This window comes from Pseudomonas sp. KBS0707 (genome assembly GCF_005937945.2).
GTDB lineage: Bacteria > Pseudomonadota > Gammaproteobacteria > Pseudomonadales > Pseudomonadaceae > Aquipseudomonas > Aquipseudomonas amygdali.
Map to the genome: position 1 here is coordinate 5,899,701 of NZ_CP041754.1, position 21,844 is coordinate 5,921,544.

21 protein-coding genes are annotated in these 21,844 nt (G+C 59.8%); 5 read left to right on the forward strand and 16 right to left on the reverse strand.

From position 1 onward, the window contains the following. Positions 1 to 241 precede the first annotated feature (241 nt). Positions 242 to 1,297 carry an aminopeptidase gene (locus tag FFH21_RS28505; protein WP_011167300.1) on the forward strand — a complete coding sequence of 352 codons (1,056 nt, stop codon included), beginning with the start codon at positions 242 to 244 and terminating at the stop codon, positions 1,295 to 1,297. 184 nt (positions 1,298 to 1,481) lie between these two features. Here FFH21_RS28505 and FFH21_RS28515 read toward each other — a convergent pair whose 3' ends face one another. Both FFH21_RS28515 and FFH21_RS28520 read right to left on the reverse strand, forming a co-directional pair. Further along, entirely contained in the window at positions 1,482 to 2,741 is a 1,260-nt protein-coding gene (locus tag FFH21_RS28515; RefSeq protein ID WP_004667385.1) for an IS256-like element ISPsy17 family transposase, read from the reverse strand. Positions 2,742 to 2,819: 78 nt separating this feature from the next. Further along, positions 2,820 to 3,365, reverse strand: a complete 546-nt coding sequence (locus tag FFH21_RS28520) for a gamma carbonic anhydrase family protein (protein ID WP_011167301.1) — start codon at positions 3,363 to 3,365, stop codon at positions 2,820 to 2,822. A 76-nt stretch (positions 3,366 to 3,441) separates the two neighbouring features. Between FFH21_RS28520 and prlC the strand changes: the two genes are divergently transcribed. Together prlC and FFH21_RS28530 are read left to right on the forward strand one after the other, a co-directional pair. Continuing rightward, complete coding sequence (gene prlC / locus FFH21_RS28525; RefSeq protein ID WP_011167302.1) at positions 3,442 to 5,529, forward strand: oligopeptidase A; 2,088 nt, start codon at positions 3,442 to 3,444, stop codon at positions 5,527 to 5,529. Next, a complete protein-coding gene (locus FFH21_RS28530) occupies positions 5,526 to 5,813 on the forward strand; it encodes a YheV family putative zinc ribbon protein (RefSeq protein ID WP_004662882.1) in 288 nt (95 codons plus the stop codon). Before prlC ends, FFH21_RS28530 begins: the two co-directional genes overlap by 4 nt. A gap of 87 nt (positions 5,814 to 5,900) precedes the next feature. On the opposite strand, the gene FFH21_RS28535 is transcribed toward FFH21_RS28530, so the two are convergent. From FFH21_RS28535 to FFH21_RS28555, 5 genes are all read right to left on the reverse strand, one after another. After that, on the reverse strand, positions 5,901 to 6,128 hold the full coding sequence (locus FFH21_RS28535; protein ID WP_002551360.1) for a hypothetical protein: 228 nt from the start codon (positions 6,126 to 6,128) through the stop codon (positions 5,901 to 5,903). Between the two features lie 214 nt (positions 6,129 to 6,342). Then, positions 6,343 to 8,241: a cytochrome c/FTR1 family iron permease gene (locus tag FFH21_RS28540; RefSeq protein ID WP_011167303.1), complete on the reverse strand. Its 1,899-nt coding sequence runs from the start codon at positions 8,239 to 8,241 to the stop codon at positions 6,343 to 6,345. Positions 8,242 to 8,402: 161 nt separating this feature from the next. Next, entirely contained in the window at positions 8,403 to 9,035 is a 633-nt protein-coding gene (locus FFH21_RS28545; RefSeq protein ID WP_011167304.1) for a LysE family transporter, read from the reverse strand. Positions 9,036 to 9,102: 67 nt separating this feature from the next. After that, entirely contained in the window at positions 9,103 to 9,696 is a 594-nt protein-coding gene (locus FFH21_RS28550; RefSeq protein ID WP_002551363.1) for a mechanosensitive ion channel family protein, read from the reverse strand. A gap of 16 nt (positions 9,697 to 9,712) precedes the next feature. Continuing rightward, positions 9,713 to 11,623, reverse strand: a complete 1,911-nt coding sequence (locus tag FFH21_RS28555) for an ATP-binding cassette domain-containing protein (protein WP_004660064.1) — start codon at positions 11,621 to 11,623, stop codon at positions 9,713 to 9,715. 46 nt (positions 11,624 to 11,669) lie between these two features. Between FFH21_RS28555 and FFH21_RS28560 the strand changes: the two genes are divergently transcribed. Beyond that, positions 11,670 to 12,146 (forward strand): TIGR02444 family protein, encoded by a 477-nt coding sequence (locus FFH21_RS28560; protein ID WP_004660062.1) that lies wholly within the window; start codon positions 11,670 to 11,672, stop codon positions 12,144 to 12,146. Here the strand turns inward: FFH21_RS28560 and FFH21_RS28565 are convergent. Beyond that, complete coding sequence (locus FFH21_RS28565) at positions 12,143 to 13,168, reverse strand: AlgP family protein (RefSeq protein ID WP_011167306.1); 1,026 nt, start codon at positions 13,166 to 13,168, stop codon at positions 12,143 to 12,145. The genes FFH21_RS28560 and FFH21_RS28565 overlap by 4 nt on opposite strands. Before the next feature lie 216 nt (positions 13,169 to 13,384). On the opposite strand from FFH21_RS28565, the gene FFH21_RS28575 reads away from it, so the two are divergent. Further along, the gene (locus FFH21_RS28575; protein WP_002551367.1) at positions 13,385 to 14,065 is read left to right on the forward strand and encodes an FKBP-type peptidyl-prolyl cis-trans isomerase; all 681 of its coding nucleotides are present in this window, start codon (positions 13,385 to 13,387) and stop codon (positions 14,063 to 14,065) included. 80 nt (positions 14,066 to 14,145) lie between these two features. Here FFH21_RS28575 and FFH21_RS28580 read toward each other — a convergent pair whose 3' ends face one another. The 8 genes from FFH21_RS28580 to FFH21_RS28620 form a co-directional block, all read right to left on the reverse strand. After that, positions 14,146 to 14,619 (reverse strand): Rsd/AlgQ family anti-sigma factor, encoded by a 474-nt coding sequence (locus FFH21_RS28580; protein WP_002551368.1) that lies wholly within the window; start codon positions 14,617 to 14,619, stop codon positions 14,146 to 14,148. 174 nt (positions 14,620 to 14,793) lie between these two features. Next, positions 14,794 to 15,321, reverse strand: a complete 528-nt coding sequence (locus FFH21_RS28590) for a disulfide bond formation protein B (protein WP_004662892.1) — start codon at positions 15,319 to 15,321, stop codon at positions 14,794 to 14,796. A gap of 216 nt (positions 15,322 to 15,537) precedes the next feature. Next, on the reverse strand, positions 15,538 to 16,782 hold the full coding sequence (locus tag FFH21_RS28595; protein ID WP_004667181.1) for a heme biosynthesis protein HemY: 1,245 nt from the start codon (positions 16,780 to 16,782) through the stop codon (positions 15,538 to 15,540). Next, complete coding sequence (locus tag FFH21_RS28600; protein WP_004662896.1) at positions 16,779 to 17,900, reverse strand: uroporphyrinogen-III C-methyltransferase; 1,122 nt, start codon at positions 17,898 to 17,900, stop codon at positions 16,779 to 16,781. The genes FFH21_RS28595 and FFH21_RS28600 overlap by 4 nt, the downstream gene beginning before the upstream one ends. A gap of 53 nt (positions 17,901 to 17,953) precedes the next feature. Further along, a complete protein-coding gene (locus FFH21_RS28605; protein ID WP_011167310.1) occupies positions 17,954 to 18,727 on the reverse strand; it encodes a uroporphyrinogen-III synthase in 774 nt (257 codons plus the stop codon). Further along, complete coding sequence (hemC, locus tag FFH21_RS28610; protein ID WP_002551373.1) at positions 18,724 to 19,665, reverse strand: hydroxymethylbilane synthase; 942 nt, start codon at positions 19,663 to 19,665, stop codon at positions 18,724 to 18,726. Before hemC ends, FFH21_RS28605 begins: the two co-directional genes overlap by 4 nt. 232 nt (positions 19,666 to 19,897) lie before the next feature. Next, positions 19,898 to 20,644, reverse strand: coding sequence for a LytTR family DNA-binding domain-containing protein (locus tag FFH21_RS28615; protein ID WP_002551374.1), 747 nt, complete (start codon positions 20,642 to 20,644; stop codon positions 19,898 to 19,900). Further along, entirely contained in the window at positions 20,641 to 21,723 is a 1,083-nt protein-coding gene (locus FFH21_RS28620) for a sensor histidine kinase (RefSeq protein WP_011167313.1), read from the reverse strand. Before FFH21_RS28620 ends, FFH21_RS28615 begins: the two co-directional genes overlap by 4 nt. Between the last annotated feature and the right edge of the window lie 121 nt (positions 21,724 to 21,844).

Consider the following 21,844-nt stretch of genomic DNA (forward strand, 5'->3'; position numbering starts at 1 on the left):
CCTAGCTGGCTTATGCCTCCCCCCACGGACAGATGATATAGCAATACCCAAAGCCCACCTGCACGGTGGGTTTTCTGTTTGTGTCTAATGAAAATAGCTTTTTACACGGGCGCACAGCTTGGTGCGTTCCAGCTCGTCCGTGGTTTGAGTCTCTGTAACCTTCAATCCTCATAACAGTTGCACATCCCCACTCCCCTCCTGCATAACATCACCGTACCCAAGCCACCAAAGCACTTCCTTCATGGCCACATTCTCCCTGCCACGCCTTCGACACCTGCCAGCGCTGACGGTCGTCACGCTGCTTGCCGGCTGCTCCAGCGTTTCTTACTACGGGCAGTTGGCTCAGGGGCAGTGGCAGTTGCTGCAGGCACGTGAGCCGGTGGAGAAGATCGTGGCTGACCCGACTCGGGATGCAGGTTTGCGCCAGCATCTGGCCCGGTCGCAGTTGGCGCGGACGTTTGCCAGTGAGCATTTGCATCTGCCGGATAACAAGAGTTACCGCCTGTATGCGGATCTGGGGCGGCCTTATGTGGTGTGGAATGTGTTCGCGACGGATGAGTTCTCGCTGGAGCCGGTCACGCACTGTTTTCCAATCGCTGGGTGTGTGGCGTATCGCGGTTATTACAGCCCTGGCGGGGCGCGTGGTGAGGCGGCGTTGCAGCGTCAGGCGGGCAAGGATGTGTATTTGAGCGGTGTGGAAGCCTATTCGACACTGGGCTGGTTCAATGACCCGATTCTCAGTTCGATGATGGGCTGGGGAGATGAGCGTTTGGCGACGCTGATTTTTCATGAGTTGGCGCATCAGCGGTTTTATGTGAAAGACGACACCGAGTTCAACGAGTCCTACGCCAGCTTCGTCGAACAGGAAGGTACACGGCAGTGGCGTGCGGCGCGGGGTTTGCCGCCGGAGAGTGTTTCGCAGTCCGCACGGCGTGACCAGTTTATCCGGTTGGTGCTCGACACTCGGGAGCGGCTCAAGGCGTTGTATCGTCAGCCGTTGTCGGCTGAGGTGATGCGCGCGCGCAAGGCTGAAGAGTTCGAGCGGTTGCGCAGTGACTACCGCACGTTACGCGATGAACAATGGGCAGGCGACAAGCGTTTTGATGCCTGGATCAACAGCCCGATGAACAACGCCAAGCTGCTGCCATTTGGTCTTTATGATCAGTGGGTGCCAGCGTTTGCAGCGTTGTTCAGGCAGGTGAATGGCGATTGGGTGGCGTTTTTCAATGCCGTGGAAAAGCTGGGAGGGCTGCCGGTCGAGGCGCGCAAGGCGGCGTTGCAGCGGTTGATGCCCTGAGTACGATTATTGTTACTACGCTGCGCGTGGTAATGCCTTTCTGGACGCTCTGCGTCCGGCCTCGAGTGAGCGGCGCTGTGCAGATTTGTGACGCAGAGCGTCACGGGATGCATTCCTACGCTGGGGAGTATCAGTTTTTTTGTGTTCGGGCTGGTTAGGGCCTGCCGTCAGGCAGGCCCTTGTTTTACCAGCTCGGTCTGGTAAATCGGTCTCCGTACAGGATCGCAAATTGATTCATTGCCACTTTCCAGTCGTGTGCCGCATGACCCCAGTTGGCGGTGATGTTGCGCAACCCAAGCCATATCAGTTTCGTCGCAGCCTCATCGGTCGGGAAGTGCCCTCGAGTCTTGATGATCTTGCGTAACTGGGCATTGATGCTCTCGATGGCATTGGTCGTGTAAACCACTTTGCGAATGCCCGCCGGAAAAACAAAAAACGGTATAACCCGATCCCAGGCGCGACGCCATGCAGCAACTACAGTCGGATACTGCTTGCCCCAGGGGCCCGCTTCAAAGGCGTTAAGCTCTTGCTCAGCCACATCGGCATTGATCGCCTGGTAGATCGGCTTGAGTGCTTTGGCCAGTGCCCGACGTTTATCCCAAGCGGCATAGTCCAAGCTGTTGCGGATCAGATGCACGATGCAGGTTTGCAGCGTCGTGGCAGGAAAAACCGCCCCCAACGCCTCCGGTATTCCTTTGAGGCCATCCGTGACGGCGATCAGAACATCTTCAACGCCACGAGTCTTGAGGTCGTTGAACACCTTCATCCAAAACTTGGCACCCTCGGTGCTCTCGATCCATATACCCAGAATGTCGCGCGTGCCATCAGGTAATACCCCCAGCGCCAGATAAATAGCCTTGTTGCACACTAACCCCTCGTCCCGGATTTTGACCCGTAACGCATCGAAGAAGATCACCGGATACATCGGTTCCAAGGGTCGTTGCTGCCAAGCGCCCACCTCTTCCATGACCGCATCGGTGACTGAGCTGATGAAGTCATGGGACACGTCAGTTCCATACTGCTCAGATAGAAAAGCGCGGATCTCACGCACCGTCATGCCCCGGGCGTACATGGCAATTATCTTGTCGTCGAAGCCTGTAAAACGTCGTTCGTGCTTGGGAATCAGGATCGGGGCGAAGCTACCATCGCGGTCTCTGGGGATATCCAGGCGAAGCGGCCCGTCGTCGGTCAGAACCGTCTTGCTGCTTTTGCCATTGCGCTGATTGGTCGACTCCTTAGGGCGCTCCGCGCCCTGAGGATAACCAAGGTGGTGACCCAGCTCGGCGCCTAGCGCACGCTCGATCAGAGCCTTCTTGAACGCCATGGACGCGTCTTGAATGGCTTCGGCGCTCATCGGGCCTTTAACAAACTGCTCGATCAGCTCTTGGGGAATCGAGGGCAACTCCCTCGCTGTTGCATTGGCGGACTTCTTTTTGGTCGGCATACATGCACCTCTAGCTACATGTTATGCCCGAACACAAAATTTCTGACAGTCTCCTACGCTGGAGCGCAGGAACGATAGTCAGGCCTTATCAAACCCCTCCGCCAGATGCTGATCCTTGAGCTTCACGTAGTTAGTGGCGCTGTACGGAAAAAAGGCGATTTCCTTGTCGGTTAATGCACGTACCTGTTTGACCGGACGACCAACGTACAGAAACCCGCTTTCCAGCACTTTGCCCGGTGGCACCAGGCTGCCTGCGCCGATGATGACCTCGTCTTCGACAACCGCGCCGTCCATGATGGTGGTGCCCATGCCGACCAGGATGCGGTTGCCGATTGTGCAGCCATGCAGCATGGCCTTGTGGCCGATGGTCACTTCGTCGCCGATCAGCAGCGGGAAACCGTCCGGGTTGAAGGGGCCTGCGTTGGTGATGTGCAGCACGCTGCCGTCCTGCACACTGGTGCGGGCACCGATGCGGATGCGGTGCATGTCGCCGCGCACCACCGTCAGCGGCCAGACGGAGCTGTCGGCTCCGATTTCAACATCGCCGATAACCACCGCTGAATGGTCGACAAAGGCCCGTTCGCCGAGGGCTGGGGTGTGGTCCTGAAACTTGCGAATGGCCACGATAGGCTCCTTCTTTGGCAGTGATAGGCGTGCAGAGCGGGTTTGGTTGCTGCGGTCGGCGTCGATTGTAATTAAGATGGTTGGGTGTTTCTTCCAGCCAAGGTGCAAAACCGTGAGCGCGAACAACCCTCTTCTGCAATCGTACGACCTGCCACCCTTTTCGGCGATTCGTGCCGAACATGTCAAACCTGCTGTTGAAAAAATCCTGGCGGACAACCGTGCCGCGATTGCCGACATCCTCGCTAAACAGGGGTCGACACCGACCTGGGCCGGGCTGGTCCTGACGATGGACGAATTGAATGACCGCCTGGGCGCTGCCTGGAGCCCGGTCAGCCACCTGAACGCCGTGTGCAACAGCGCCGAGCTGCGCGAAGCGTATGAGTCCTGCCTGCCGGCGTTGAGCGCCTACTCCACCGAGATGGGCCAGAATCGCGCACTGTTTCAGGCCTATGAAGCGCTGGCCAACGGTCCTGAAGCCGCCACCTTCGACGTCGGTCAGAAGACCATTCTGGAGCAATCGCTGCGCGATTTCCGCCTGTCCGGCATCGATCTGCCGCCTGAACAGCAGAAGCGTTACGCTGAAGTGCAGAGCAAACTGTCGGAGCTGGGCAGCCAGTTTTCCAACCAGTTGCTCGATGCCACTCAGGCCTGGACCAAGCTGGTTGCCGATGAGTCCGCCCTCGCCGGCCTGACCGATTCTGCCAAACAGCAGATGGCTGCCGCCGCCAAGGCCAAGGATCTGGAAGGCTACCTGATCACGCTGGAATTCCCGAGCTACTACGCGGTGATGACCTACGCCGAAGACCGCGCACTGCGTGAAGAAGTCTATGCGGCATACTGCACTCGCGCGTCGGATCAAGGCCCGAATGCGGGCAAGAACGACAATACCCCTGTCATGGAGCAGATCCTCGACCTGCGTCAGGAACTGGCGCAACTGCTTGGCTACGCGAACTTTGCCGAGCTGAGCCTGGCAACCAAGATGGCCGAGTCCAGCGATCAGGTGCTGAGCTTCCTGCGTGACCTGGCCAAGCGCAGCAAGCCGTTCGCGGCCCAGGACCTGGAGCAGCTCAAGGCCTACGCCGCCGAACAGGGTTGCCCGGATCTGCAAAGCTGGGACAGCGGTTTCTACGGCGAGAAGCTGCGCGAACAGCGCTATAGCGTTTCCCAGGAAATCCTGCGCGCCTACTTCCCCATCGATAAAGTGCTCGGCGGTCTGTTCGCTATCGTCCAGCGTCTGTACGGCATCGAGATTGCCGAGCAAAAAGGCTTCGACACCTGGCACCCGGATGTTCGTCTGTTCGAGATCAAGGAAAACGGCCAGCACGTCGGGCGTTTCTTCTTCGATCTGTATGCACGCGCCAACAAGCGTGGCGGTGCCTGGATGGACGGCGCCCGTGATCGCCGTCGCACGGCTGAAGGCACACTGCAAAGCCCGGTGGCCAATCTGGTGTGCAACTTCACGCCTGCGGTCGCGGGCAAGCCTGCGCTGCTGACCCACGATGAAGTCACCACGTTGTTCCACGAATTCGGTCATGGCCTGCATCATCTGCTGACCCGCATCGATCATGCCGGCGTATCCGGTATCAACGGCGTGGCCTGGGACGCAGTCGAGTTGCCGAGCCAGTTCATGGAAAACTGGTGCTGGGAGCCCGAAGGCCTGGCGCTGATCTCCGGTCATTACGAAACCGGCGAGCCATTGCCGCAGGACCTGCTGGAGAAAATGCTCGCCGCCAAGAACTTCCAGTCCGGCCTGATGATGGTGCGTCAGCTGGAGTTCTCGCTGTTCGACTTTGAATTGCACGCCACCCACGGCGACGGCCGCAGCGTGCTGGAGGTGTTGGAAGGCATTCGTGACGAGGTGTCGGTGATGCGTCCGCCTGCTTACAACCGTTTCCCGAACAGCTTCGCGCACATCTTCGCAGGTGGTTATGCCGCCGGTTATTACAGCTACAAGTGGGCCGAAGTGCTGTCTGCCGATGCGTTCTCGAAATTCGAGGAAGACGGTGTGCTCAACGCCGAAACCGGTCGCGCCTTCCGCGAAGCCATTCTGGCCCGTGGCGGTTCACAGGCACCGATGGTGCTGTTCGTCGACTTCCGCGGACGCGAGCCGTCGATTGACGCACTCTTGCGTCACAGTGGCTTGAGTGAGGATGCGGCAGCATGACCGATACACCGGTAATCATTACCAAGAAACGCTTCATCGCCGGGGCTGTTTGCCCGGCGTGCAGCGAGCCTGACAAGCTCATGATGTGGAGCGAAAACGACGTGCCACATCGCGAATGCGTGGGTTGCTGCTACAGCGATACGCTCAACGAACAAGGTATTTCGATACCGAAGGAGCTGGGTACGCGGGTCAACAAGGTGGTGGTCAAACCGGCAGACCCGAAGGTGCAGGGTGTGCAGTTTTTTCCGAATCCGAAGTTGAAGAAGCCGGTGGATCCTGAGTGACGTGATCGGTCGGGTCAAAATGAAAGGTTCGTTCGTCTGAACGAACCTTTTTTATAGCTCGCCGCCTCAGGTTATCAGCGACAGAAATTACCAATCGGCCAATTCAGCCACCTTCTTCCTGAAAGCTAGCGCCAGAACCGTCAGCACTTCCTCATCCCTGCCCAGCTCGCCGAAAATCTTGTGATTTCCGTGTGGGTGCAGCCTGACCCAGGCTTGTTCTTGCAGGTCGTCGTCCTCATAAAACTGGATGGCTATTACAGGATGGTTATGTTGCTCGATATCTTCAGCCCACAACCGTATCTCATACTTTGCCATCACCCACCTCGTTCTCAGGTAAATGCGCCATTACCCGGCAGCCGAGTTGGCGTTTCCCTACAGTAGTGCGCGACTAAAAATGCGTCTACTGACAGAAATGGCAGGTGGTTGTTTGTACAGGAAGTTAAAACACGCGAGTAACAGGCTGGAACGGTATCGACTCGTTCATGCAGGCAAGCGGCGCGCACCGCTTGCCCATGAAGAAGGCGATGTCTCAGCCTGCTGCCTGAAGCCTGCGTTTCTCTGCCAGACGGCTTCTGCCGTACAGCACCGCAATGGCGATCAGGGCAATGGCCTGTGCGCTCAGCGAGTACAGGTCGGCGTGGATACCCAGCCAGTCGAACTCGAAGAACGGCACGGGCCTGGTACCGAATATGCCCGCTTCCTGTAGCGCCTTGACGCCGTGACCGGCAAACACCACTGACAGCGCGCACAGCAGCGCAGCGTTGATACCGAAGAACAGCGACAGCGGCAGCTTCGCCGAACCGCGCAGGATGACCCATGCCAGGCCCACGAGCAGCACCAGCGCCGTGGCACCACCCGCCAGCACGGCATCGTGCCCGGCGGGTCCTGCCTGCAACCACAGGGTTTCATAGAACAGGATGACTTCGAACAGCTCGCGATACACCGAGAAGAACGCCAGCACAGCGAAACCGAAACGACCACCACCGCCGACCAGACTGCTTTTGACATAGTCCTGCCATGCGGCGGCATGACGACGGTCGTGCATCCACACACCAAGCCAGAGCACCATCACGCTGGCAAACAGCGCGGTGGCACCTTCCAGCAATTCACGCTGTGCGCCGCTGACGTCGATGACGTAGGCCGCCAGCGCCCAGGTACCCAGCCCTGCCAGCAGCGCCAGACCCCAGCCGATGTTGACGCTGCGCACCGCAGACTGCTGGCCGGTATTGCGCAGAAACGCCAGAATCGCCGCCAGCACCAGAATCGCTTCCAGTCCTTCACGCAGCAGAATCAACAGGCCCGAAACGTAGCTCAGCGACAGGCTCAGACCATCGCTGCCCAACAGGTCCGCCGACTCCTTGAGCTTTCCTTTGGCTGCTTCCAGCTTCTGCGCGACCTGAGGTAGCGGCATGCTGTCCTGCAAGGACTGCCGGTAAGCCATCAGGCTCTTTTCAGTGTCCTTGCGCACATTGGCGTCTACGTTATCCAGCGAGCTTTCGACCAGTTCGAAACCCTCCAGATACGCCGCGACCGACAAATCATAGGCCTGCTCGCGATCACCGGCCTTGTAGGCTGCCAGGCTCTTGTCCAGCGTTACACTGGTGTAATCCAGCAGTTGCGCCGGGCCGCGCTGCACCTGTGGCGGCTGCGCGCGCTGGACACGGAAGATTGCGCTGGCATCCGCACCCTCGGCTGCCTGAACTTCGGCAGGTGTCTGACGAGCCAGGTCGGCGATGTTGAAGGTCTTGGCAGGGTTGGCAACCGGTTGCGCACTGAAGCTGGCGATATAGGTCGCGATGTCCCAGCGCTGGCGGTCGTCCAGCTGGTCGGCAAATGCGGGCATATCGGTACCGGCGATGCCCAGCCCGGTCGCGTTGTAGAGATCATAAAGACTCAGGCGATCCAGCCGTGCCGTGTCACGCAGGTTTGAGGGAGGCGGTTCCAGGCCGATGCCTGCCGGGCCATCACCTGCGCCGCTATCGCCATGACAGACCGAGCAATGCTGAGCGTAAAGGGGCGCACCACGGGCCGGGTCCGGAGTAATGGCAGGGGCCTGGCTGACTTCATAGGCAAGTGCGAGCTTCGCACTCAACTGCCGCGCCTGACGAGCGACCTGCGCACCGTCCTGTCGACCCGCTACGGCGCTTTTCAGCTGCGTCACGGCCCGTTCCAGGTCAGCACGCTCTGCGCGTTGCGGCAGGGCCACGACGAGGCTTTGCAGCGCGGCCAGGTTGTCGACCTGCTGTTGATACTCGGCGCTATTCACGACCTTGCCATCCGCCACAGTGGCCGGATAGTCGGCACCCAGATAATCCAGCAGATGCAACGCCTGGGCTGCGCCCTCGACAGGATCGGCCAGCGTGACGCCGCTGCACAGCGCCAGTAGCGGTATCAGCAGCCAGGCAAGGAAACGAAAACGGAGGGGCATTGCAGAATCTCGACAGGAATGCGATGCGGTGCATTGTTAACGCCGCAAGAGCACTACTCAAGAGTCGAGGTCTATTTTTGTTACTGAATCTTACATTCGGCTTTCAGATAACCTTTGAACAGGACGTTTGCCCGTTCAAAGGCTTGAAGAGGTTGGCAGATTTACGCCGTACCGCGATGCAGCGTGGCCAGAAACCCCGCGGCCCCTACGAACAGACTGGCAAACGTACGATTCAGGCGACGCTGCTGGCGAGGTGTCTTCAACATGCGCAGCACCTTCGACGCCAGCCCGGTGTAGCCGGCCATCACGATCAGATCGACCACGACCATGGTCGCCGCGATAATGACGTACTGGATGAGCAGCGGAGCAGCCGGTTCGATGAATTGCGGCAAAATCGCCAGCATGAAGATCAGGGCCTTGGGGTTGCTGATATTGACCAGAAAACCGCGGATCACCAGCGTCATCGGTTTGCCGACAGGGCGCACGGCAGACTCGTCGCCAAGGTCAGCAGGCAATGCGCGCCATTGCTTGATGCACAGATAGACCAGGTACGCCACGCCGAACCACTTGATCAACGTGAAGGCCATCTCGGAAGCTGCCAATACCGCGCCGAGCCCGGCAGCAACAATCGCGATCTGCGCCACCAACGCAATTTGCAGCCCCAGGGCATTCCAGTAGCCGCGCAGGAAACCGTATTGCAGGCCGCAGGACATGGAGGCGATAGCGCCTGCGCCAGGGGAAAGGCTGATAATCCAGCAGGCTGCAAAGAAGCCCAGCCACGTTTCAAGCGCCATCACACACCTCAAGCAAAGTCGAATGCCCGATAAATTAGTGGTTAACGCTTTGGAAGGCTAACTATTTTTAATCCTGCTCGTCAGGCTGCTTCGCAACCACCATCTGTGGAAACAGATCACTGCCGCGCCAGCGCCGGACCGACTTCTGGAAGAACTGGCTGTTGGGCACCTGAACCAACGCGCCACCGGCTTCCGGGGTCTCGATCAGGGTGGTGAACATCAGATTGATAGCGACCACGCGACCTTTTACCCCGGGCTTGTCCAGCGTATCGACCAGCTCGACCATGTCACCGATGCGGAACGGGCCGATGGTGAAGATCAAAATGGCGCAGAGCAGGTTCGACAGCACGCTCCACATGGCGAAGAACGCCACCGCCGCGACGGCTACAAAGCCGGACAGTGCCGTCCACAGCACCGTGGCCGAAACTCCGAGGCGGCCGAGGACGAGAACAAACGCGCTGCCCATGATCAACCAGCGTAAGCCGCCACGCACCGGCACCAGCAGCTCTGGCGGCAATGGATAGCGCTCGCCCAGACCGGTCAGAAAACCGCCCACGATGCGTTGCAATACGTAACCGGCCAACAGGATCAGCAGAATCTGCGCACCCACCAGCAGCGGTTCAAGCCAGTACGCGGATACCGGCAGGCCCAACATGTCCATCACTTCCCTGCCTCGCTCACGACAATGCTTCCAGTTCGGCCTGCATGGACTCCAGCAGTTCCAGCGCCTGCATCCAGGCGTCTTCCAGCTCGGACTCACGCACTTTCAGCTTGGCCTGCTCGGCCAGCAGGTCGCGCAGTTTGTCCTTGTTGGCCGCCTCGTAGTTGGTGCTGTCCGCCAGCGCTTCCTCGACCTTGGCGAGTTTTTCATTCACCAGCCCAAGGTCACGCTCCAGCTTGTCGGCTTCACGCTTGTGTGGCGCCAGTTGCTGACGCAAGGCCGCTGCCTGCTGACGTTGGGCTTTCTTGTCAGTCTTGTCGGCGTTGACTGGCGTGGCGCTGACCGGCGCGTTGCGCAGGCGGTAATCGGCCAGCCAGCGCGTGTAGTCATCCAGATCGCCGTCGAACTCCTGTACGCGGCCGTCAGCCACCAGCAGGAAGTCATCGGTGGTGCTCTTGAGCAAGTGCCGATCGTGAGACACCACCAGTACCGCACCACCGAACTCCTGCAAGGCCATGGTCAGCGCCAGGCGCATCTCCAGGTCGAGGTGGTTGGTCGGTTCATCGAGCAGCAACAGGTTGGGCTTTTCCCAGGCGATCAGTGCCAGCGCCAAGCGGGCTTTCTCGCCACCGGAGAAATTCAGCACGGGCTCATCCAGACGTGCGCCACGGAAATCGAAGCCGCCGAGGAAGTCGCGCAGCGTCTGTTCACGCTCAGTCGGTGCCAGACGCTGCAAGTGCAGCAACGGGGTCGCCTTGGCGTCCAGTGAGTCAAGCTGATGCTGGGCAAAGTAGCCCACGGTGAGGTTTTCGCCTCGAACCAGTCGACCGCTCTGCGGCTCAAGCTCGCCAGCCAGATTTTTGATCAACGTCGACTTGCCCGCGCCGTTGGGGCCCAGCAGGCCGATGCGCGCGCCCGGCGTGAGTTGCAGCTTGACCTTCTCCAGGATGGTCTTGTCGCCGTAACCCAGACGCGCGTCTGACAGATCCAGCAACGGGCTGGAGATCTTGTCGGACTCACGGAAAACGAAGTTGAACGGCGAATCGACGTGCGCGGCGGACAGCTCTTCCATGCGCTCCAGTGCCTTGATCCGGCTCTGGGCCTGACGGGCCTTGGTGGCCTGGGCCTTGAAGCGCGCGATGTATTTTTCCATGTGCGCGCGTTGCGCCTGCTGCTTCTCGTAGGCCTGTTGCTGCTGGGCCAGACGTTCGGCACGAGCGCGCTCGAAAGCGCTGTAGCCGCCACGGTAAAGCGTGATCTTGCGTTGCTCGACATGGGCGATGTGATCGACCACAGCGTCCAGAAAATCCCGGTCGTGGGAAATCAGCAGCAAGGTGCCAGGGTAGCTTTTGAGCCAGTCTTCAAGCCAAAGAATGGCGTCCAGGTCCAAGTGGTTGGTCGGTTCGTCGAGCAGCAACAGGTCCGATGGGCACATCAGCGCTTGCGCGAGGTTCAGGCGCATACGCCAGCCGCCGGAGAAACTGCCGACCTGACGTTCCATCTGTTCGTTGGTGAAGCCCAACCCTGCCAGCAGCTTGCGTGCCCGCGCATCTGCGGTGTAACCGTCGGCGCTGTCGAGCTCCGAATGCAGACGCGCCTGAGCAGCGCCGTCCTGCGCGGCTTCCGCCTCGGCCAGCAGACGCTGAACCTCGCGCAGGCGCTCGTCGCCGTCGAGTACGTAGTCCACGCCCAGGCGCTCAAGGGTGTCGACCTCCTGACGCATATGCGCGATACGCCAGTCGGCGGGCAGCAGGCAGTCACCCGCATCGGGCGTCAGCTCGCCACGCAGCAAGGCGAACAGGCTGGATTTACCGGCGCCATTGGCACCGATCAGGCCGGCTTTATGGCCGGCGTGCAGGGTCAGCTCGGCGTCTTCTAGCAGACGTTGCGGACCACGCTGTAAGGTAAGGCTTTGAAGTCGAATCATAATGGCGGCGGAGTCTACCAGCTTCGTCCTGAACAGGTGGATCACTATGCCTTCAGCGCTCTGGAGTTTCACCCTCGATTTCTACGCCCGTCCGGGTGTAGAGCAGGCTTGTCTGACGCTGCAAGCCAACGGGGCCAACGTGTGCATGGTGCTTTGCGGGGTCTGGCTCGGCACGCGCGAAGTGGAGTGCAATGCGCAGCGATTAACGCAAATAAGGCAATTGGCGACACCCTGGCACGATGAAGTGGTGCGTCCGCTGCGGGATTTGCGTAACCAATGGCGCAATGCAGCGCTTGAGGACGCGGTGCTGATGACGTTGCGAATGAAGGTCAAGGCGCTGGAGCTGGAGGCCGAACAGAGTCTGATGCTGAAGCTTGAGGCACTGGCTGGAGACTGGCCAGCGGGTGAGGCGAGAAGTGCAGAGGAATGGCTGATCGAGCTCGCTGACGGAGAGGCAGAAAAAAACCGCGATGCGCTGCAGGTGCTGCGCATCGCGGTTGATCTTGCCGTCGACCAGACTTAGGAAGCGCTGGTTGGCGTTGCGCCGTTGGCAGGTGTTGCCGGTGCAGCAGATGGCGCGGCAGGTGCAGGCGTCGTCGGCTTGGCAGCGGCAGCAGGCGCTGGCGTAGCCGGTTTGGCGGCGGTCGGCTTCGCTGCTGGCTTGGCCGCAGGTTTTGCGACAGGCTTGGCTGCTGCTTTCACAGGTGCCTTGACTGGTGCTTTGGTCGCGGCCTTCGCGGGCGCTTTTACCGGGGCTTTGGCCGCTGGTTTAGCTACCGGGGTTTTTGCTGCTGCTGGTTTGGCAGCGCTGCTTGCCGTCGTTTTGGCGACAGGTGCCTTGGCCGCAGCCGCTTTGGCAGCCGGCCGGGTGGCGGCAGGTTTAGCCGTAACTGGCTTGGCGGCGGCTGTTTTTGCCGCGGCAGGCTTGGCTGCTGCCGCTGCCCGGGTGGCAGGTTTGGCGGCAGCTTTGACCGGGGCCTTGGTTGCCGCAGGTTTGGCTGCAGGCTTGGCGACCGACGAAGGCTTGGCAGCAGTTTTGGCGACTGGCTTGGCAGCGGCCGCTTTCACTGCGGTTTTTGCAGGTGCTTTTGCTGTAGCGGCAGTCCCTGCTTTGGCGGCGGCTTTAGGGGCAGCAGGCTTGGCATTGCGAGTGGTGAGGATCTTGCCGACCGCCTCTTTCACGCGACCGATACCCTGGGCCAGCTTCAGGCTCTCTTGGGCATCGCGCTTGAGGTGCAGAATGTAGGTGCGGGTTTCGGTCTGGCGATCCTTGAGAGCATCGAGCAACTCTTCCAGCTCGGAAACGGCGTCTTTGGCCTTGGCCTGTGCCTTGGATTTTCCGGCGGTGGCAGCGTCCTGCAGTTTGATGCGGGAGTTGTGCAGTTTTTCCTGCGCCTTGCCGCGTTGTTTCTCAAGCTTGGCGAGCAGTTTCTCGGCATCAGCCAAGGCTTGGGAACAGGCGTCTTCCAGATGTTCAAGCAAGCTGCCCGATAATTGTTGAAGCAAATGCAACGGAGTATTTACTGGCTTCTTTTTGGCCGACATGACTTACCTCCTGGGTGACGAAATTGCGGCTCATACTAGGCTTCTGCGCGCATCGCCGCTAGCGCATCTTGACAGCATCCAGGGGGCGCTGTTGCATACTGCAAAAAATGATTGCCTGACACGATGCACAGGCATTGTGAAATTCACTTGGCAAGACTCGTCACTACACGCGCTGGCGCTGGCATAATCGCTGCCTTCCCAGGCCGGAGAGCATTAATGTCGCGCTACCTGTTAACGTCGTTGTTCCTCTTGCTACCCCTGGCTCAAGCTGCCGAAGCACCACCTGCGGCGGCCGATGATGGTCATGATCTCGCCTACAGCCTGGGTGCAAGCCTGGGTGAACGCTTGCATCAGGAAGTCCCTGACCTTGATCTCAAGGCACTTGTCGACGGTCTGAAACAGGCTTATCAGGGCAAGCCGCTGGCACTCAAGCAGGAGCGTATCGACCAGGTCCTGCGTGAGCATGACGCCGCAATCGCGCAGGCCGAGACCGCAGGCACAGACGCGCCTACCGAAGCAGCCCTGAAGGCAGAGCGCACGTTCATGGACAGCGAGAAGGCCAAGCCGGGTGTGAAGGTATTGGCGGACGGGATTCTCATGACCGAGCTGACACCTGGCACGGGCCCCAAACCTGATGCCAATGGCAGGGTTGAAGTGCGCTATGTGGGTCGTTTGCCGGACGGCACGATCTTCGATCAGAGCACCCAGCCGCAATGGTTCCGGCTCGACAGCGTGATCAGCGGCTGGACCAGCGCATTGCAGACGATGCCGACCGGCGCGAAATGGCGACTGGTGATTCCTTCGGATCAAGCCTACGGCGCTGAGGGTGCTGGCGACCTGATCGATCCGTTCACTCCGCTGGTATTTGAAATCGAGCTGATTGCCGTTTCACAGTAAGCGGATGTAAATCCGGAATCCAGAAACGCGAAAGGGTGCAAAAGCACCCTTGGCGGTTTGTAGCCTCTGCACGCGAGCGGTCACACCTGCGCGGCGATCTCTTCCTTGTGGGAGTTGTGCAGCACTTCAATCAGGCAGTCTTCCAGCTCGAAGCGCTCGTGCAGCAGTTGCCCCAGCTGGTTGAATTCCTTGGCCACCACCGTAGCGTCCGAGCAGTCGCCCTTGTCGCAACGATCATTGAACGTCAACGCAAACTTGGTAATGACGTCCAGGCGCGGGTAGATCGTGTCAGCCAGCTCGAGCCCACGCTCGTCGTTGAACGCGCGGGCTTCATCACCCAGCTGTTCATAGACCTCAAAGTGGCCGGCCGAGACGTAATCGACAAGAACTCCACAGAAGTTCTGCAAGCCTTCACGGTCGGCTGCCAGAGCCTGGGGCGTGTCGCCCAGCGCATCGTAGGCTTCGACCAGTTCGAGGCGGCTTTGAAGCCAGCGATCAATCAGCTTATTGACTCCGCCCCAGCGTTCCTGAGCATTCTGACAACTTTCCAGCATGGTCTTCTCTCTTCCCTTCAGGGGCATGCAGTCCTGGGCCGGTCCTGGCGGTTAGCCTGTACCTGGCCTGATAGATGCGCCAGGACAGCATATTTCCAGTGACGCGTGCGGGCCAGATTATGCCCGCTCGACAAGGCCTTCAAGGTACGCAGGAGATAAAGTTCATACAAGCGTTTAATACCTGGCCCGATCTTTGGTCGCCAGCCAGTGGCTGAATTCGCTGAAAAGAGGATACAGGGGTAACAGCGCAAGGCCGGTAAATGCCAGCAGACTCCACTCCGGCAGGCTTATACCGAACAGGGTCCAGGTGATTTCTGCGCAAAACATTGCATCGCTTCGCAGCCGGTCAATGCACATGTCCAGTGAGAGCAGGCTTAACAGATGCTCCAGTTTGGTAATGAAAGGTATCAATTGATCTGCCGAGGCGGTTTGCAGCCATACCTGAGCGCCTGCCGTAACAAGCCCTGTCAGCGCGATCAGCAGAAAGCCCAGGCTGTAGCGCCGCATGCCTGTCGGGCCGGGAGCGTGGCAGGCAGCGCACAATGCCAACACACCGCAGGCGATGATTGCCGCGCGTTGTATCAGGCAAAGGAAGCAAGGGTCGAGGCCGAAGGTTTGCTGCAGATAAAAGGCGGTGCCAATGATTGATGCACAGGCCAGCGATGCCAGGAAAAACAGGAAGCGTGTGCGAGCCAGATACATGGCAAATCCGTAACAAAGGACGAGGCGATTACGGTAGAGGAAAGGGTACGGCGCATTCAAGGTGGCGGCGTGCGGATACGTCGCTGTTTACCTGGGAAAACAAACACACTACTGCGTGGTTCTTTTACACATCGGCGTAGGAAGATTCTCACGCACTATTTTCTGATGGTCTTCGAGACAGCATGGAGAGCCCTCGCACGGGGCTCTCCGGCAGCTTTATGCTTTGGTCAGCACAGGCACAGGGCGCGACAGGAAGCGTTCGTCGAGCAGGCCCAGGCCTTCCTGAAACAGCGTATTGCTGCGATCCGTCTCACCCAGCTGGGCCAGCAGACGAGCCAGCTCTGCGCAGGTCTCGGGATTGCGTTCCAGACGCAGGCTGCTCTCCAGATAATCCCGCGCCTTGCCCCACAATCGGCCTTGCAGGCAGATACGCCCCAGGCTCAGCAACAGGCTTGGATCGGCAGGATGATGCTTGAGCCAGCCTTCTGCCGTTTGCAGTTGCTTCAGCGGATCGCTGCCGCGCACCAGGCCATACAGACGCGCCAGATGGCTGTTGTATTCGCGCTTGAGGGCGCTACGCAGCACCTCTTCAGCCTGAGCTTCGGCGCCCAGACGACGCAATTGATCGGCATACGCCAGCACCAGTTGCGGCTCCTGACGCTGTGCGGAGCCGAGTCCTTGCCAGGCGCTTTCCAGCGAAGGCAACCCGGTGGGTGAGCCCTCGATACCATCGCGGTAGGCCGCCAGGGTCAGGTTCTCGCCCCAGGCGCGGCGCTCCAGCTCGGCAAGCTCCTTGGCTGGCAGGACTTTGTCCTTGCGCAGTTCCGGCATCAGACGGACAACATCGGACCAGTCGCCACGTTGCTGATAGAGCCGCTGCAACTGGCGAAGCACCTGAGGGTTATGTGGATGACGCTCTTTCATTGCCAGCAGCGTGGTGAGCGCACCTTCGGTGTCGCCACGATCCTGTTGCAGTTGAGCGTGATTCAGGGCAATTGCCAGCTCGGCTTGCGGCTGACGCTCCAGCGCACGCTCCAGCAAGGCATCGCAGTCTTCGTAACGCCCCTGCTCATTAGCCGCGCGGGCGGCGCCAATGTAGTAAAGCAATGGATGGGCATCGGCTTCGGCCGCCCGTTGCAGATGACGTTGTGCACTGGCCCAGCGTCCTTCGGCAAGGTCCATCTGGCCATGCTCGATAGCCAGTTGCACACGGCGACGGCGGTTACGACGCGACCATGGGTTGACCACGCGGCCTGACGTCGTCAGCAGCGTGATGACCAGCCTGAGAAGGGCGATTACCAGCAGAACTGCGACCAGCAATGCCAGCGTTGCCCATAGACTCGATTCATAGCGGAAGTTCTGATAGGCGATCAGCACGTAGCCGGAATGCTCGGCGATGGCGACACCAATCAGCGCCGCAGCGGCGATAGCGATGAATAACAGCACATAAAAGCGCTTCATCGGCTGGTCCCCTGTTGCGCCTCGGCTGGCTGGCCCGCGGCATGACGGCGTTCAAGGTAGGCCTGCACCGAGCTCAGGCTCTGCGCAAGATCAGGGGTCTTGACCGACACAGGCTGATTGGCCAGCGCCTCAAGCCCTTGGGCGAGCACTTTGCTCTGTGGGTCGTCCTGATCGAAGTTGGCCTTCAAAACGCTCTGTGCTTCGGTGATGGCCTTGGTATAGACCTGCGGCTCGCCGTTGAGCGCCGCCCATTGCGCTTGCTCCAGCGCCAGGCTCAGGGCAAGGCGCACTTGGGAAAGGCTCTGGCCTGCCAATACCGGGCGTATATCCTTGTCGGCGTTGAAATCGATACGGAAGTAGTGGGAAATTTCGTCCCACCACTGCGTCCACCGGCTTTGTTCAGTCTTGTCGGCGGTCAGGCCCAGAAGAGACTCGCCCTTGTCTTCGTATTCAGGTGCCAGCTTATTGAGCTGCTCAGCCTGTTCGCGTAGGGCGGCCAGTTGCAGGAACAGTCCGGTGCGGTCTGGCTGCTCAACGCTGCGCAAGGCGGCAAGGCTCTTGGCCAGTTGCTCGCGGGCGGCAAAGGAGCCGGGATCGTCCTGCTCACGTAGAATTTCGTCGGCACCCTGAACCAGCGCCTGAGCACTGTTGATGTCCTGCAGCGCTGAAAGACGCAGGCTGGCCAGACGCAGCAAATGCTCGGCCTCGGCCAGGCGCCAGTCCTTGCGGCTCGCGCCCAGCACGGTTTCGAGTCGCTGGCTGAGACGCTGCTGATCGCCCTGCAATTGCGCGACCAGCCGTCTGCTGTCTGCCAACTGATCGGCAGGCGGGAATTGCGCAAGGCGTGCGCTCAGCTGCTGATCATTCTGAGCCAGTACCAGCGTCTGCTCGGCGATGTCTTCAACCTGGCCGCGCTGCTGTTGGTGGCCGGCTTGCAGCATGCGCAGTTGCCAGACTCCCCAGCCTGCGACCGCGACACCAGCGATACCGAGCAGCAAGGCCAGGAATACCAAGCCACTGCTGCGGCTGCCGGTGCGCTCGGCACGTACTGGGTCAGGCTTGGGTGCAGGCGTTTTCAACACCGATTCTTCGTCTTTAGGCAAGGCTGTTTCGCTCACGTATCCCATCCTTTGCATTTTGGCGTAATAGCGTAAACGACAAGTGTCGATCATTACGCCTTGACGGCAGGCTGAGGTTGATCCCGCAACGCTGCCAGCAATGCCGTGGCGCTGGCGCCACGACAATCAATAACGGTCCGGGCTCCAGCTGCCTGCGCAATGCTGGCCACCCGGGGGCTTGGTACGAACAGTGGCAAATCGGCCAGGTCTGGCCAAGAATCACCCGCCAGCTGAAGCAAATGTTCAAAACCCTGCCCACTGCTGACCACCAGCCCGTTCAAGCGTTCCACCGCAACACGTTGCGGCACGGCGTCGGGGGCATGCTCCGGCAGGTAGCGACGATACAACGGCAGGTAGTCAACTCCCACCCCCAACGCGCGCAATTGCTCGGCCAACAGTTCGCGTCCTTCGTCGCCGCGCATGATCAGCACACGGCTTCCCGGTACGGCAATCGCCTGTTTCAAGCGCGGCAACTCGAGCAAGGCTTCGCTGTCATCGCCCTGCTCCGGCCAGCTCGCATCGAGCCCGTAATCAAGCAGTATCTGCCCGGTTGCTGAACCCACACTGAACCAGGGTTGCATGGGTGGCTGTGGCCACACTTCGTCGATCAGCTCGATAGCCAGCCGCGCCGCAGGTTTGCTGACCACGATCACTGCACAATAATTGAGCAGCTCGAAAATGATCGAACGCTGTGCAGGCGTCAAGGGCAATGGCTCGGTCTCGAGCAAAGGCAGGCTGCTGCTGAAGATACCGGCCTCGGCCAGCACTTTTGCCAGCGCTGCCGATTCTTCGGCCGGGCGGGTCAGCAACAGGCGCCAGGTGCTCATTCGTTGTTGGCCTCGCCATACACCGCTTTCAGAATGTCGGCGGCACCCTGCGCCAGCAGTGCTTCGGCCACCTGCACACCCAGCGCCTGGGCGGATGTCTGTGGCGCGCGGGCTTCGGCGTGCAGCAATACACTCCCGGCCGGGTCGCCCACCAGCCCGCGCAACCAGACGTCATCGCCTTCCAGCACGGCGTAACAGGCGATAGGCACCTGGCAGCCACCGTTGAGGTGCTTGTTCAGCGAGCGTTCGGCAATCACGCGCACGGCGGTGTCTTCGTGATGCAGAGGTGCAAGCAAGGCATGAATTTCTGCATCGACGCTGCGGCATTCGATACCCACCGCGCCCTGCCCGCCCGCAGGCAGGCTGTCGTCGACGCTGATTGCCGAGGTGATACGATTTTCAAAGCCCAGGCGGATCAGGCCCGCAGCGGCAAGAATGATGGCGTCGTACTCGCCGGCATCGAGCTTGGCCAGGCGCGTATTGACGTTGCCACGCAGGAAGCGGATCTGCAGATCGGGGCGGCGCGCCAGCAATTGCGCCTGACGGCGCAAGCTGGAGGTGCCGACGATGCTGCCAGCTGGCAGTTCGTCCAGGCTGGCAAAGGTGTTGGACACGAACGCATCGCGTGGGTCTTCGCGCTCGCAGATGCAGAACAGGCCCAGGCCTTGTGGAAAGTCCATCGGCACGTCTTTCATCGAATGCACGGCGATATCGGCGTTGTCTTCCAGAAGCGCTGTTTCCAGCTCCTTGACGAACAAGCCTTTGCCGCCGATTTTCGACAGTGGGGAGTCGAGCAGCTTGTCACCACGACTGACCATGGGCACCAGCGTCACGAGCAGGCCGGGATGAGCCTGTTCGAGACGGGCCTTTACGTATTCTGCCTGCCAGAGTGCCAGCGCACTTTTGCGCGTGGCGATGCGGATTTCGCGAGAGGACATTGAACAATCCGTACTGAGTGAATGCGACGGATAATAACAGCTCAATCCCGGTCAGGGCGGCTTCGGCGCTGATTGAAACTTGCGTCAGACACTGAGCCGATCAATCAATCGGCAGTGGCTGAGGGGCGCATGGGAAAGGCTGCGCGCAGGCCAGCCGAAAAGCACATGTAGCCGGAATTCTCTCCCGTTCCATGACTCGGTCTGGGCCCAGAGGCTCCAAAGCGGCGAGGCGCTAGAGCTGCTGCATCATCTTGCGTACACCGGCTACATGGCGGCGACTGACGATCAACGCATCGCCATTAAGCCCTCTGAGAAACAGCTGGAAATGCCCCAGCGGCGTGCGCTGCAACCGTTCTATTCGCTCGCGGGCCACCAGTGCATTGCGGTGAATACGCACGAAACGGTCGCCGAATTCGTCTTCCAGCGCCTTGAGCGGCTCGTCCAGCAGCACTTCGCCACCCTCATGACGCAAGGTCACGTATTTATGATCGGCGATGAAGTAGATCACCTGATCGAGTGGAATCAGTTCGATACCCTTGCGAGTCCGCGCGCTGATATGGCTGCGTGGGCCCGATCCGCTTTCGGCAGCCGGACGGGTCAACGCCGCCAGTTGCACGCGGTTTGGCCGCTCGGCTTTCCTCAATGCTTCGACGAGGTGCTCGGAACGCACAGGCTTGACCAGATAGCCCACTGCACTGACCTGGAAAGCTTCCAGGGCGAATTCATCGTGGGCAGTGCAAAACACCACCGCAGGCGGCGCTTCCCGCTCGCACAGTCGCGCTGCAACCTGCAGGCCATCGAGACCCGGCATGCGGATATCGAGCAGCACCACGTCTGGTTTGTGAGTTTCAATCAGCGCCAAGGCTTCTTCACCATTGGAGGCGCTGGGTTCCAGTACTCGATAACCTTCAATCTCATTGACCATGCGGCTCAATCGCTCGCGGGCCAGGGGTTCGTCATCAACGATCAGGACATTCATATAGCTCTGGCTTCCTGCGTGAGTCTCGCACAAGGATAGCGTAGACAGGTGTAGTGACGACCGTCACGGCGCTCCACGCTCAGACTGGCGTGCGGGCCAAAAAGTGCCGCAATACGTGCGCCTATATTCGTCAGAGCCTGCTGAGTACCGTTGGAAGTCTGCCGATTGGCAACTTCTTCATAGGGATTATTGACGCTCAATATGAACTCTCCCCCTTCATAGTTCGCTTCGACCGTTACAACGCCCCCCTCGACTCGCGGAGCAATGCCATAAATCAAAGCGTTTTCAAGTAATGGCTGCAAGGTTAGCTGGGGAATCGGCAAGTCATCGGGAATTGCACTCACCCTCCAGTCCAACTGTAGACGCTCGCCAAGACGATATTGCTCAATCGATAAATATCGTTTTGCCAATGCCAGCTCTTCGCCCCACGTTACCAGGCTGCCGGGCTTGGCCAGACTGGCGCGAAACAGGTCTGAAAGGTCGAGTACCGCCTGCTCTGCCTTGACCGGGTTGCTGGCAACCAGGCTGGCAATGCTGTTGAGGGTATTGAACAGAAAGTGCGGACGGATTCGCGCCTGCAGCGATTCGATCCTCGCGCGCAGCTCGCCTTGTTGCTGCTTGCGCCACTGACTCTGCAAATAGAAATAGCGCAGCATCAGTGCGGACATGATCAACGCAATTGTCGAGTAGCGCAGGTAGCGCTCGACCATCCCGCCGATTGAAATCCGTCCGGTGAGCTGACAGACATCGGTGACGGCTGTGCACAGCAACGTCAGGCCGACCACCAGCAGGCAACTGAGCATGCCAGCCAGCCCCGGCGTCAGGCGCGCCAGCCAGGGTCGCAAACCACACAGCAGCGCTGCGGACAGCAGCACGATCCATTGCACGAACAGCGACATCAGCGCCAGACGTACCCAGTCGAAGCCGGTACGCATCGGTTCTACCAGCACCAGAACCAGCACCAGCAGCTCCGCCAGAACGACAAGCACCAGCAATGCCTGCGGCAGGCACGGTTCGGGGAGGAAAAAGTCTTTGCCGGGCACAGGCCGGGCTTCGTGTTTCACAGGTTCGATTCGCATGCCTCCAGTCTCTGCCCTGGCCTCGTCAGCGGCAAGCTGTCCGGGGATAAAAATGCATCAACCCTGTTATCATCGCAATCGCCCTTGTGCCAGGTAACGGGCACGCCACTTTCTGTTAGCA